The sequence below is a fragment of the Micromonospora sp. HNM0581 genome, assembly GCF_012726175.1.
In the GTDB taxonomy this organism is placed as follows: domain Bacteria; phylum Actinomycetota; class Actinomycetes; order Mycobacteriales; family Micromonosporaceae; genus Micromonospora.
The window spans coordinates 248849-262199 of the sequence record NZ_JAASAD010000002.1 but is presented as its reverse complement, the minus strand read 5'-3'; the positions used below and the strand labels follow the sequence as shown (position 1 = coordinate 262199).

Below are 13351 nucleotides of genomic sequence, written 5' to 3'. Positions count from 1 at the left end.
GATAGGTGAAAATCTCGACTGTCTAGATACTCGTTCGTTGGGGAGTTCGATGTCCGTGTTCACCCGCGTGGCGGGCCGTCACCGCAACGCCTGGCTCACCATCCTGGCAGCCCTCGCCGTGGGCGCGGCCATCTACTGGCTGCCCACCCCCGCCAACCCGGCGCCCGTCTCCGCCACCGGTCTGTCCGGCCAGTGGCAATCCACCCAGGTCGAGCGGCTTCAGGGCGAACTACCCGCCAGCGACGTCCAGCCGGCCATCGTGGTGGTCACCCGCAACGACCGAACACCGTTGACCGACAGCGACCGCACCGCCGTCGCCGCCGGCACCAGCTCCCTCAGTGGCCTCGCCACCGGCCAGGTCCCGCCGCCACGGCTCTCCCCCGAGGGCACCGTGGCCCTGGTCGCCGTACCGCTGAGCACCGACGGGGGCCAGGAAGCGGTGGCCGCCACCGTGGCCGAGATCCGCGAGGCACTCACCGCGCTACCGGCAGACCTGACCGTCGAGGTGACCGGCGCTCCGGCCTTCACCGCCGACCTCACGAAGGTCTTCCAGGGCGCCGACACCACCCTACTCGCCGTCACCGCCGCTGTCGTCGCGCTGCTGCTGCTCGTCACCTACCGCAGCCCGCTGCTGTGGATGGTGCCACTGGCCGTCGTGGCAGCCACCGAACAGGTCGCCCTGCGAGCCCTCGACACGGTCATCCCCGCAGTCGGCATCAACTACCCCGGCGGGGCCGTGTCCGGAATCGCCAGCGTCCTCGTCTTCGGCGCAGCCACCAACTACGCCCTGCTGCTGATCGCCCGCTACCGGGAGGAACTGCGCCGCGAAGCGGACCGGTTCGCGGCCATGCGTGCCGCGCTGCACCGCACCGCCGAACCGATCCTCGCCAGCGGCGGCACCGTCATGCTCGGCGTACTCACCCTGCTGCTCAGCGAACGGGAACTCAACCGGGCTCTCGCCGTCGCGTGCGCCACCGGAATTCTCCTGGCCATGGCGGCGGCCCTGATCGTGCTACCGGCCGCACTGGTGCTACTCGGACGACGCCTGTTCTGGCCTTTCGTACCGCACGTCGGCAGCAAGGGCCGAGAGGGCCGGATCTGGGGTCGGCTCGGCTCCGCCGTGATCCGCCGTCCCGTACCTGTCGCGGCCCTGGCCACCCTGCTGCTGGTCGGCCTGGCCCTGGGCGGCCTCGGCCTACGGACCGGGCTGTCGGAGACCGAACAGTTCCGGGTCCAGCCGGAAGCTGTCGCCGGGGCGCAGACCCTTGCGAGCGCCTTCCCCGCCGGCACCACCCAACCGGTCGCGGTGCTGACCCGACCCGACGCCGTACCGGCGGTCACCGCAGCCGCCGCCGCGGTACCCGGGGTCGCCTCCGCCCGTCCCGGCACCGCCGGCCCCGCCGTCGCCCAGATCGACGTCGTACTCGACGCCGAACCCGGCACCACCGCCTCCGACCGGACACTCGAGGCCCTACGCGACGCGGTCGCCGCCGTACCCGGCTCCGCACCACCCGCCGCCGCGGGCGGTGACACCCCGACCGGCGCCATCGTCGGCGGCACCGTGGCCGGCGCGTACGACGCATCGGCGGCCGACGCCGAGGACCTACGCCTCATCCTCCCGCTGATCCTGCTCCTGGTCGGTGCCGTCCTGATCCTGCTGCTGCGCGGCCTGCTCGCTCCGGTGCTGCTCGTGGTCACCGTCGTCGCGTCGTACTTCGCCAGCCTCGGCGGCGCCTGGCTGATCTTCGACTACGTGCTCGGCTTCCCCGCACTGGACACCAGCGTGCCGCTGCTGGCCTTCGTCTTCCTGGTGGCGCTCGGCGTCGACTACAACATCTTCCTGGTCACCCGCGCCCGCGAGGACGCCCGCACCGCCGGTACCCGCGAGGGAATGCTTTCCGCGCTGCGCGTCACCGGCGGCGTCATCACCAGCGCCGGTATCCTGCTCGCCGCCGTCTTCGCGGTTCTCGGCGTGCTACCACTGATCACCCTCACCCAGATCGGGATCATCGTCTGCCTCGGTGTGTTGCTGGACACTCTGCTGGTTCGCACGGTCGTCGTTCCGGCACTGGCGTTCCTCCTCGGCGAACGCTTCTGGTGGCCCGGCCGAATCCGCGACGGTCAGCACCCCAGTCAGCGGCACGCCGACTCCAGCGCCCAGACGTCGTAGCCCCCGCACCCGGGGGTGGTCGGCTGCGCTCACCGTGCGGCGGACCCACCCCCGGCCACCGCCCGGTCCCGGGTAGCCCAGGCGACCATGAACACCGCCGTCCAGGCGGCGCCCAACAACACCGCGCCGACGGTGCCGCTGGCCGTACTCAACCCCAGGTACAGCCGGGCACCGCCGATGGTGACCACACCGGCCGCCGCCACGGTCCACGCGGCGACCGCCACCGGCCACCGGGCCCCCCGCGACACCAGCCACGCCAGCGTGCACAGGCTCGCGGTCACCACCACGTTCTGGGTGGAGAACAACACCACCCGGCCACCGGCGGCCAGGTCCGCCACAGCCGCCAACACCACGAGCGGCACGAAAGCGCCAACCGTACCGACCACACTGAGCAGATCCGCCCGCCAGGGCCGCTGCCGCCAGGCCTGCACCAGGGCCACCGCTGCCACCGCCACGATCAGCGGCCAGCCCCGCAGCACCGACACCGCCGCCTCGGTCACCGCCACCGCGTCAGGTGTCCGCCGCGCCGTGAACCAGCCCGCGATCACCCCGTCGACGAGGGCCAACCCGCTGTTGCGGACCACCATCCGCAGGGCCCACGCGATCAGCAGCGCCACCACGAACAGCAGCAGCACCCCGACCGCCAGGTTCGCCAGCAGCGCCCACGCCGGCCCGAGACGCAGACTCAACAAAAAGAACAGCAGCCCGTAGCGGGCCGACAGCCACCGCAGCGGCGGCAGCCGGGCCGCCCGGATCAGCAACGCCCGCGCCGGATCGGGGTTCCGGCCCAGCCAGCGGCCGGCCAGCACCACCGCAACCAACGCGGCCACCAACACCAGCACCGCACCGGTGGCCTGGCCCAGCATCCGGGAAACCGTCTCGTACGACTCCCCGGCCAGCTGCCCGACGAGCACCGAAGCACCCACCCAGGTGCTGACCCCGGCCAGGTTCCAGAACACGAAGTGCCGGTACGGCATGCCGGAGGCACCGGCCAGCCGGGGCACCAGCGTACGGGCGAACGCCACCCATCGGGCGGTGAGGATTCCCCGCCCGCCCATCCGGGCGAGCATCGCGTCGGCGCGGGCCCACCGCTGCGGGCCCACCCGCACACCCCACCTGCTGGCGCGTAACCGAGGCCCGTAACGCCGACCGGCCCGGAACGCCAACGCATCGCCGAGCGCGGCGGCTGCGATCATCACCAGCAACGCCGGACCGAACCGCAACGTGCCGGTGTACGTGAGAAAGCCCACCAGCAACAGCGTCGCCTCACCGGGCGCCACCAGACCGATGATCAATGCCGTCTCGGCGGCGACGATCAGCGCCGCCACCACGTAGATCAGCCCCGGTGGCAGGCTCTGCACCGAACTGAGCAGATCGTGCACGACGCCCCCGGATCACCTCGGCAGGACTGCCCCACAAGTGTGACAGCGCCACGCCGCAGCGGCGGAACCACCCGGGGTGACCCCGACGCCACACCGTTCCCGCCCAGGCGGGAGGATGGAGCACATGCAGCTTCGCACGGACCTTCGCAACGTCGCCATCATCGCTCACGTCGACCACGGCAAGACCACCCTGGTCGACGCCATGCTGCGACAGGCCGGTGCCTACGGCGCCCGGGGCGAGGTGACTGAGCGGGTGATGGACTCGATGGACCTGGAACGGGAGAAGGGCATCACCATCCTGGCCAAGAACACCGGCGTGCGTTACCTGCCCGCCGACGGCTCGGACCCCGTCACCATCAACATCATCGACACTCCCGGTCACGCCGACTTCGGCGGCGAGGTCGAACGCGGCCTGACCATGGTCGACGGCGTGGTGCTGCTGGTCGACGCCAGCGAAGGACCGTTGCCGCAGACCCGGTTCGTGCTCCGCAAGGCCCTCAAGGCCCGCATGCCGATCATCCTCGTGATCAACAAGGTGGACCGCCCCGACGCCCGCATCAAGGAGGTCGTCGACGACACCTACGAGCTCTTCCTCGACCTCGACGCCGACGAGGAGCAGATCGACTTCCCGATCGTCTACGCCTGCGCCCGCGACGGCATCGCCTCGCTGACCCAACCCGCCGACGGCTCGGTGCCCGACGACAGCCACAGCCTCGAACCGCTGTTCCGCACCCTGCTGGACACCATCCCACCACCCGCGTACGACGAGAACGCTCCCCTGCAGGCACACGTCACCAACCTCGACGCCTCCCCGTTCCTCGGCCGCCTCGCGCTGTGCCGGGTACGACAGGGCACCATCGCCAAGGGCCAGTCCGTTGCCTGGTGCCGCACCGACGGCAGCACCCAGCGGGTCCGCATCTCCGAGCTGCTGATGACCGAGGGACTGGAGCGCAAGCCCGCCGACAGCGCCGGCCCGGGCGACATCATCGCGGTCGCCGGCATCCCCGAGATCATGATCGGCGAAACCCTGGCCCATGCCGAGAACCCGGTTCCGCTGCCGCTGATCACCGTCGACGAACCGGCCATCTCGATGACCATCGGCACCAACAACTCGCCCCTGGTCGGCCGAGTCAAGGGCGCCAAAGTCACCGCCCGGATGGTCAAGGACCGCCTGGACAAGGAGCTCATCGGCAACGTGTCGCTGCGGGTGCTGCCCACCGAACGACCGGACGCCTGGGAGGTTCAGGGCCGGGGCGAGCTGGCGCTGGCCATCCTGGTGGAGCAGATGCGCCGCGAGTCCTACGAGCTGACCGTCGGCAAGCCCCAGGTCGTCACCCGGGAGATCGACGGGCGAACCTGTGAGCCGGTGGAACGGCTCACCATCGACGCTCCCGACGAGTACCTCGGTGCGATCACCCAGCTGCTGGCCACCCGCAAGGGCCGGATGGAGCAGTTGGTCAACCACGGCACCGGCTGGATCCGGATGGAGTGGCTGGTACCGGCCCGCGGTCTGATCGGGTTCCGCACCGAGTTTCTCACCGAGACCCGGGGCACCGGCATCCTGCACCACGTCTTCGAGTCGTACGAGCCATGGTTCGGTGAACTGCGGACCCGCAACAACGGCTCACTCGTCGCCGACCGCTCCGGTGCCGCCACCGCGTTCGCCATGATGAACCTCCAGGAGCGTGGCACGCTCTTCGTCGAGCCCGGCACCGAGGTGTACGAGGGCATGATCGTCGGAGAGAACTCCCGTTCCGACGACATGGACGTCAACATCACCAAGGAAAAGAAGCTCACGAACATGCGTTCCTCCACCGCCGAGGAGACCGAGAAGCTGATCCCGCCACGCAAACTGTCGCTGGAGCAGGCGCTGGAGTTCTGCCGCGAGGACGAGTGCGTAGAGGTCACCCCGGCCGCCGTCCGCATCCGCAAGGTCATGCTCGACCAGACCCAGCGGGCCCGCGCCGCCGCCCGGCGCAAGCACGCCGGCTGAGCCGACCGATGGCCGCAGAAGATCTTCACGCGCGGCTGGACCGGGAGCCCGGCACGATCTCGGTGTTCACGGGGCATCTCGGTGCCCCGCCCACCTGGACCCGGCAAGCCGAGGCCACCCACTACGCGGCGAGCACGATGAAACTGGCCGTGCTCGCCGCGCTGCACCGAGCCGCCGAGGCGGGCCACCTCGACCTGGACACCCCGGTCGAGGTGGACAACGTCTTCACCTCCGCCCGGCCGGACGCTCCCCCGTACTCCTGCCGCCGCGCGTACGACAACGACGCGGCGGTGTGGGACCACCTGGGCGGCCGGGCTTCGCTGCGCTGGCTCGCCGAGCGGATGATCGTCCGCTCCAGCAACCTCGCCACGAATCTGATCATCGAGCATGTCGGCCTACCCGCGGTGGCCGAGGTCTGGCGACTGGCCGGCGCCCAGCACAGCGTCACCGGGCGGGGTATCGAGGACTTCGCCGCCCGCGAGGCGGGGATCAGCAACCTGGCCACCGCCGCCGACCTGGCGGCGCTGCTCAGTGCGGTCGCCACCGGCGCCACCCGACCCGGACCGGTCGCCTCACCCGCGGGCTGCGTCGCCATGCTCGACGTACTCTGCGCGCAGCAGATCCGTCAGGACATCGCCGAAGGGCTACCCGACGGCACCCGACTCGCCCACAAGAACGGCTGGGTACGCGGCGTACGGCACGGCGCCGCGGTGGTCTACCCCGCCGACGCCGAGGCATACCTGCTCGTCGTCTGCACCACCGTAGGCAAGGACCAGACCGACGTCGACGCCCGTCAACTGGTGGCCGACGTCTCCCGACAGGTGTGGCGGGCCCGCCACGACCTCAGCGTGCTCATCTCGTCGAGCCCCGGATGACGTTGCCGCATCGCGTCGACGAGGACCTCTCGCAGGCTCTCCGTCAGCGGGTCGTGGGTCAGGTAGTCGGCACGGATAGCCGCCTCGTCGACGCCGAGCGCGTGCAGCAGCACGGTCAGCCAACCGGTCCGGTCTCTACCCGCCGAGCAGTGGTCGGCAAGCGGAAGGTTGCGCTCGTCGGCCGCCAGCCGGACCGCGGCGGCAAAAACCCTCCCGGGCCGGTGCGCCCTGCCGGGCCAGCTCCGCGTACTCGCTCAGGTCGTGGCCGAGCAGCACGGCCGAGACGTAAGCCCCTCCCGTACCCGACGATCCGTCCCTGTCCCGACACATCCTGCCGTCCGCGGTGCCCGGCCCACGGCACCGCTCAGCGTCGGGCCGATGTCAGCTCACGTCGTCGGGCGCGTGAGGATCTGATCAGGCTCGCCGCCGTGGCCACCGCCAGGGTGCCGAGGATGATCAGCAGGGACAACCAGATCGGGATGTGCGGTGCCCAGCCGACGTGCTCGCCGCCGTTGATGAACGGCAGATTGTTCTCCGCGAGCGCCTCCAGGATCAGCTTGACCCCGATGAAGCCGAGCACCACTGCGAGCCCGTGGCTCAGATAGATCAACCGGTCGAGCAGTCCACCGAGTAGGAAGTAGAGCTGCCGTAGTCCCATCAGCGCGAAGACGTTTGCGGTGAAGACCAGGTACGGCTCCTGAGTGATCCCGAAGATCGCCGGAATCGAGTCGAGCGCAAAGATCAGGTCCGTGGTACCGATGGCAATCATGACGATCAGCATCGGTGTGTACTTCCGTCGGCCGTTCTCCCGTACGGTCAGCGCGGCACCGTCGTAGCTCCGGGAGATGGGCAGTGCCCGACGGCTCCAACGGATCAGGACGTTCTCCGTGAACTCCTCCTCGCTCGACTCGCCCTGCCGGGCCAGATTGATCGCGGTGTAGATCAGAAAGGCCCCGAACACGTAGAAGACCCAGGTGAACTGCGAGATCAACGCAGCTCCTGCGGCGATGAAACCACCTCGCATGACGAGCGCGAGGACGATGCCGATGAGCAGCACCTTCTGCTGGTACTGCCGGGGAACCGCGAAGCGGGCCATGATGATCACGAAGACGAAGAGATTGTCCACCGAGAGGCTGTACTCGGTCAGCCAGCCGGTGTAGAACTGCCCCGCCACGCCCGCCCCGGCGGTGAGCCAGAGTCCGCCACCGAACAGCAGAGCCAACCCGACGTAGAAGGCGACCCAGAGACTCGACTCCCGCACGCTCGGCTCGTGTGGTCGGCGCCCGACGATGAGTAGATCCACCACGAGAACCGTGGTCAAGGCCGTGAGCGTCGCCGCCCACACCAGTCCGGACACGTTCACAGATCATTCCTCCGGCCGCCACTCAGCAATCGGCACACGGTACGCCTTTTGCGATCGGATAGTCGCCCCACCTCCGCTGGGCATCCTAGGAGGATGGGCTACCCGGTGGCGGTAGTCCGCCCCAGTGCCCACCGTCGGGAGATCTCGACTGCCGACACGTGACCCGTAGCGATGTGGCAGGCCGCCGGCATCGTCCTCGAGATCGCGCTCATCGATGTAGTTCCCGGTCACGAGGAAGTTGATCAGCCCGCACTTCGCCACGTCACCTCAGGTCGAACACTTCGTCGACGTACCTGTCTGACACCGCATCGCCACGCACCGAAACGAGAAAGTGTCGCACCGGCCATCTATCGTGCATACCGCGTCGGCACCGACCCCGACGGCTTCGGGGGCGCCGGGTCCGGTGCCGACGCCTTCTGTGATCTGCCGAGGCCGCAGGCAACAGATCCGTGCGTCACGCGTCGAGCTGGCGAGCCAACACCCGCACCGTCTCCTCCTTCGGCAACGCCATCTCCAGCAGACAGTCGGCCATCCGGTCGTACCGGTCGACATCGGTCGCGGCGGTCAGCCGCACATCGGTGGTGAGCGCCTCAAGCATCACCGTGCGCGGATCCGCCGGATCCGGGAAGGAATAGCAGGAGAAAGGGGTCAACGGCAACGGACGCCGCCCCGCCCCCACCGGCAACAGCCGGATCGTCACGTGCGGCAGCGCGGCAAGTTCGAGCAGACGCCCCACCTGGTCACGCCACACCTCCACCGGATCGTCACCTGGTCCACAGGCCAAATCGGTGACGTACGCCGTGTAGCGGGGCGGTTCGACACGGTGCAGCACCGCCTGACGGCCGGCCCGGGCACGCAGATCGGCCTCCACGTCGACCGACGGGTCAATGAGCTGACCGGCGACGATACGCAGCCGGGCGTACGACGGGACCTGCAACAGACCGGGCACGATCACCGGCTGGTACTCCACGATGCCCGCCGCCCCGGCTTCGAGTTCGGCGTACGTGCGCTGCCGTTCCCCCATCTCACCGAGCGACTTCCACCAGCCCCGACTGGTCGCCGCGTCCCGGGCGATGACGATCAGGGCGTCACGCTGCCACGACGGCACCTCGTAGACATCGAGCAGATCGAGCACGTCCGCCAGGTCGGGACGACTCTGCCCCAGCTCGATGCGGGACAGCTTCGAGGTGGACGCCCAACCAAGCCGCTCACACACCTGCTCCAGCGTCAGCGCCTCCCGTCGACGTAGCTGACGCAACTCTGCACCCAGTCGCGCACGTCGAATAATCGGACTCGTTGGCAACGGCATCCCCGCCTCCCCACCGAGGGAGAGTACGCACGGCGATCACTTAGCGCAATAGAATGCTCGCATTCCGCTATTGCGCCAATGCGGGTGGCCGGATCCGCCCGCCGTGACCTACCGGACGCCGGCAGCGTCCATCCCCCGCAGCTCCTTCTTCAGGTCGGCGACCTCGTCACGGATCCGGGCGGCCAACTCGAACTGCAACTCCCGCGCAGCCGCCAGCATCTGGTCGTTGAGCTCCTGGATGAGCTGCGCCAACTCGGCACGCGCCAGCCCCTCCCGTGCCGGAGTCGCCGCCCCACCCCGTGCCCTACTGCGGGTCTCCTTCACCGGCGCCTTGCCCCGGGACAACTGCCGCACCGCACCGCCGACTCGGGTCGCCTCGGTGTCCTCTGCCTCACGGTAGATGTCGTCGAGAATGTCGTGGATCTTCTTACGCAACGGTTCCGGACTGACTCCGTGGGCCTCGTTGTGGGCGATCTGCTTGGCCCGCCGGCGGTTCGTCTCCTCGATCGCGTCCGCCATCGACGGTGTGACTTTGTCGGCGTACATGTGCACCTGGCCGGAGACGTTACGGGCGGCCCGCCCGATGGTCTGGATCAACGACCGGCCGCTGCGCAGGAAGCCCTCCTTGTCGGCGTCCAGAATCGCCACCAGCGACACCTCGGGCAGGTCGAGGCCCTCCCGCAACAGGTTGATCCCGACCAGCACGTCGTAGTCGCCACGGCGTAGCTCACGCAGCAACTCCACCCGGCGCAGCGTGTCGACCTCCGAGTGCAGGTAACGCACCCGGATGCCGTTCTCCAGGAGATAGTCGGACAGATCCTCGGCCATCTTCTTGGTGAGCGTGGTGACAAGCACCCGTTCGTCGCGCTCGGTACGCAGCTTGATCTCATGCATCAGGTCGTCGATCTGCCCCTTGGTGGGCTTGACCACCACCTCCGGATCGATGAGACCGGTCGGGCGGATCACCTGCTCCACGAACTCGCCCTGGGCGTGCTCCAGCTCCCACGGGCCGGGGGTCGCCGACAGGAAGACCATCTGGCCGACCCGCTCCAGGAACTCGTCGAACCGCAACGGCCGGTTGTCGGCCGCGCTGGGCAGCCGGAACCCATGGTCAATGAGCATCCGCTTGCGTGACGCGTCCCCCTCGTACATTCCGCCGATCTGCGGGATCGTCACGTGCGACTCGTCGACGACAGTCAAGAAGTCGTCGGGGAAGTAGTCGAGTAGACAGTGCGGCGGGCTGCCCGGCAGCCGGCCGTCGATGTGCATCGAGTAGTTCTCGATGCCCGAGCAGAAGCCCACCTGCCGCATCATCTCGACGTCGTAGGTGGTGCGCATCCGCAACCGCTGCGCCTCAAGCAGCTTGCCCTGCCGTTCCAGTTCGGCCAGCCGCTCGCCCAGCTCCGTCTCGATGTCGCGGACCGCCCGTTCCATCCGCTCCGGGCCCGCCGCGTAGTGCGTCGCCGGGAAAATCAGCAGGTGATCCACCTCGCGCACCACGTCACCGGTCAACGGATTGAGATAGTAGAGCTTCTCCACCTCGTCACCGAAGAGCTCGATGCGCACGGCGAGTTCCTCGTACGCCGGAATGATCTCCAGTGTGTCGCCACGGACCCGGAAGGTGCCCCGCTGGAAGGCCATGTCGTTGCGGGTGTACTGGATGTCGACCAGACGACGCAGCAGCTGGTCCCGGTCCAGTTCCTGACCGACGGCCACCCGTACCGCACGATCGAGGTACTCCTCGGGGGTACCCAACCCGTAGATGGCCGAGACGGTCGCGACCACCACCACGTCGCGACGGGTGAGCAAGGACATCGTGGCCGAGTGCCGTAGCCGCTCGACCTCCTCGTTGATCGAGGAGTCCTTCTCGATGTAGGTGTCGGTCTGCGGAATGTACGCCTCTGGCTGGTAGTAGTCGTAGTACGAGACGAAGTACTCCACCGCGTTGTCCGGCAGCAGCTCGCTGAACTCCTTCGCCAGCTGCGCGCAGAGCGTCTTGTTGGGCGCCAGCACCAGTGTGGGGCGTTGCAGCCGCTCGATCAGCCAGGCAGTCGTGGCGCTCTTGCCGGTGCCGGTCGCGCCGAGCAGCACCGTGTGCCGGTCGCCGCGTCGGACCCGCCGCTCCAGATCGTCGATCGCCGCCGGCTGGTCACCGGCCGGCCGGAAATCACTGATGACCTGGAAGCGACCGTCGAGCCGGGGTATGTCGAGCGCCATGAGGTCAACGGTACGCCGGGGCTCCGACAGCCAGACCCGTTCCCGCCCTCGGCGGACCGTCGGTCCGCCGAGGGCGGGGCTGCGGTGACGATCCGCAACCCGGTCCGGCCACGCGCCAGTGCCCCGGCGACTACGTGCGGCATCTGATCGGCTTCGATATTCACATTGTGTGGTCCTGCTCACCCGGCTACCCTTTTCCTGTAGGCCGCTCGCGGCGGCCGACCGGGCCGGTGGCGGGCCACACAGGCCGCGCCACCCCCGGCACCGAGGGTCGCAGCACCCGGCATGCCTGGCGTGCGCACCGGACGTGGTCGCGCATGTCGCGCTGACCGGCCGCCGCGAGCGCCCCTGCTCGTCACCCCGGCGCACTCCGGGCCGTTCATCCTCCCGTGGACAACAGCTCACCGTCGCCGTCCGACAGCCCTCGCGCACCCGGTAGCCCGCGCACCGATCAGGCCCACCCCGGCCGTCGACACCGCGCAGGCAACCGTCGCCACCGGTCCGGCCGCACGCCACCCGCGGCCCTCGGCCTGACCGGCTCCGCGGCGACACGGCCCCGGCCGGGCATCCGCCGCGCCGTGGTCCCCGGCGGGCTGCTCGACTTCGCCGTCGGGAACCAGGCCGATCAGGAGGATCTGGCCAGCTCGGCCACCCAGGCCGACGAACCACGGCGGGCGGCCGACCGCCGACGCCGTCTCACCCTCACCGGGCTGACCCTCACCGCAGTGCTCTCCGCCGTGACGCTGGTGGCAACGCTAGTCAGTTGGGCGCCGGACGGTCCGCCGGCACGGGAGCTGACCTCGATCGAACGGGAACGGCTGGCTGCCATGCGGGTGACCAACTACCGCGAGCTGCGGGCCGGGTTACACCTCACCGCCGGAACTGGTGCCACTCGCACCGACCTGCTCGGCTGGGTCGACTGGGCCCGAGGGCTTGCCTACCTCGACGTGGGAGGCCCGGGCGCGGGCCGATCACGCGGACTGGCCCAGGCCACCCCCACCGTGCTGGTGATCAGGCCCGACCCGACGGCGGTACCGGTGCCGGCGATGCCACCGTTGGTGCCACCGGCCGACGGATGGCGGCTGCCCGCCGACCGGGATCTCCATCCACTGCTCGGACTGGTCTTCGCTCTCGCCGCCGACCGGCCCGACCCGGTGAACCACTGGGTCGGACGCTGGGTGGGCCGGGAACACCTGAACGGTGAGCCAGTGGACGTGCTGGAGGCGTCGACGCAGGACCCCACCACGTCGACCAGCCCCGTCGCCAAGGCCACAGCGACCGCTTCCGATACCGGTGCACCGGTCCGGTACTGGCTCGACCCGGCTGCCCGACTGCATCGGGTACAGGCCGACCTCGCCGGCATCGGACCAGTCACGGTGTCCCTGAACCGGGCCGACCGACCGACGCTGCGACCAGTCGAGGCGCTCGGCGGGCGCCCCGGCCTGCCCCGGGCCCTGACCTCCGCCGAACGGGACCGCTGGCGCCGGTTACCGACCCGTTTGCGCACCGCCGGCGGGGCGACGGTCACCCTGACCATGCCGGTCTCCGCCGCCACCAACCTGCGCGGCACCGGCTGGCTGAGCTGGAGTTCGGGTACCGCGTACCTCGGTGTCACCAATCTCGACGTGGACGGTCGACGCACCCTGGTCCGACACCACAAAGGCAAGATCACCCGGATCGACGGCCCCGGCGGGTCGACCCGCCCGCCGCTACCACCACCCGTTGCCGGTTGGCGGACGGGACCGCATCACACGCAAGACCTCGACCCGCTGGTGGCCGCCGCGCTTCGGGCCGCGCAGGCCGCGGGCGTGCCGGGCCGGGCACAACGGGAACGCGGCGACCATCTCGCCGGGGCCACCGTCGACGTGGTACGGGTCGACACCGCCCGAGGACCCCTGCGCTACTGGGTCGACCGGTCCGGGATGCTGCGCCGGCTGGAACTGCCGACGAGTTCGGGTGCCTGGGCGCAGCTCGACCTGGCTACGGGCCGGGTACCCCGGCTGACGCCGCCAGAGCGTCAGCGCTGACCGAGCAGGAGTTCA

8 protein-coding genes and 1 pseudogene are annotated in these 13351 nt (G+C 69.7%); 4 read left to right on the top strand and 5 right to left on the bottom strand.

Annotation, left to right across the window (positions count from 1 at the left end):
* The first annotated feature begins 49 nt into the window (after positions 1-49).
* Entirely contained in the window at positions 50-2170 is a 2121-nt protein-coding gene (locus HCA58_RS04080) for an MMPL family transporter (protein WP_169596389.1), read from the top strand.
* Between the two features lie 29 nt (positions 2171-2199).
* Here the strand turns inward: HCA58_RS04080 and HCA58_RS04075 are convergent, their stop codons facing one another.
* Positions 2200-3552 (bottom strand): DedA family protein, encoded by a 1353-nt coding sequence (locus HCA58_RS04075; RefSeq protein ID WP_169596388.1) that lies wholly within the window; start codon positions 3550-3552, stop codon positions 2200-2202.
* 124 nt (positions 3553-3676) lie between these two features.
* Between HCA58_RS04075 and typA the strand changes: the two genes are divergently transcribed.
* Together typA and HCA58_RS04065 are read left to right on the top strand one after the other, a co-directional pair.
* Positions 3677-5545, top strand: coding sequence for a translational GTPase TypA (gene typA / locus HCA58_RS04070; RefSeq protein WP_169596387.1), 1869 nt, complete (start codon positions 3677-3679; stop codon positions 5543-5545).
* Between the two features lie 8 nt (positions 5546-5553).
* Positions 5554-6420 carry a serine hydrolase gene (locus HCA58_RS04065; RefSeq protein ID WP_169596386.1) on the top strand — a complete coding sequence of 289 codons (867 nt, stop codon included), beginning with the start codon at positions 5554-5556 and terminating at the stop codon, positions 6418-6420.
* Here the strand turns inward: HCA58_RS04065 and HCA58_RS04060 are convergent.
* From HCA58_RS04060 to uvrB, 4 genes and pseudogenes are all read right to left on the bottom strand, one after another.
* A pseudogene (locus HCA58_RS04060) lies at positions 6405-6708 on the bottom strand (tyrosine-protein phosphatase); the annotation flags it as partial. The gene HCA58_RS04065 and the pseudogene HCA58_RS04060 sit on opposite strands and share 16 nt — an antisense overlap.
* 76 nt (positions 6709-6784) lie before the next feature.
* Positions 6785-7783, bottom strand: a complete 999-nt coding sequence (locus tag HCA58_RS04055) for a TerC family protein (protein WP_169596385.1) — start codon at positions 7781-7783, stop codon at positions 6785-6787.
* Positions 7784-8237: 454 nt separating this feature from the next.
* On the bottom strand, positions 8238-9092 hold the full coding sequence (locus tag HCA58_RS04050; RefSeq protein WP_169596384.1) for a helix-turn-helix transcriptional regulator: 855 nt from the start codon (positions 9090-9092) through the stop codon (positions 8238-8240).
* A gap of 108 nt (positions 9093-9200) precedes the next feature.
* Entirely contained in the window at positions 9201-11309 is a 2109-nt protein-coding gene (gene uvrB, locus HCA58_RS04045) for an excinuclease ABC subunit UvrB (protein WP_169596383.1), read from the bottom strand.
* A 578-nt stretch (positions 11310-11887) separates the two neighbouring features.
* Between uvrB and HCA58_RS04040 the strand changes: the two genes are divergently transcribed.
* Positions 11888-13336, top strand: a complete 1449-nt coding sequence (locus tag HCA58_RS04040; RefSeq protein WP_169596382.1) for a hypothetical protein — start codon at positions 11888-11890, stop codon at positions 13334-13336.
* Positions 13337-13351: the final 15 nt, after the last annotated feature.

What these genes read in the sequence shown, in the direction of transcription:
- HCA58_RS04050 (WP_169596384.1), bottom strand. Translation starts at nt 9,092, where the DNA reads ATGCCGTTGCCAACGAGTCCGATTATTCGACGTGCGCGACTGGGTGCA.
- HCA58_RS04065 (WP_169596386.1), top strand. Translation starts at nt 5,554, where the DNA reads ATGGCCGCAGAAGATCTTCACGCGCGGCTGGACCGGGAGCCCGGCACG.
- typA (WP_169596387.1), top strand. Translation starts at nt 3,677, where the DNA reads ATGCAGCTTCGCACGGACCTTCGCAACGTCGCCATCATCGCTCACGTC.
- uvrB (WP_169596383.1), bottom strand. Translation starts at nt 11,309, where the DNA reads ATGGCGCTCGACATACCCCGGCTCGACGGTCGCTTCCAGGTCATCAGT.
- HCA58_RS04080 (WP_169596389.1), top strand. Translation starts at nt 50, where the DNA reads ATGTCCGTGTTCACCCGCGTGGCGGGCCGTCACCGCAACGCCTGGCTC.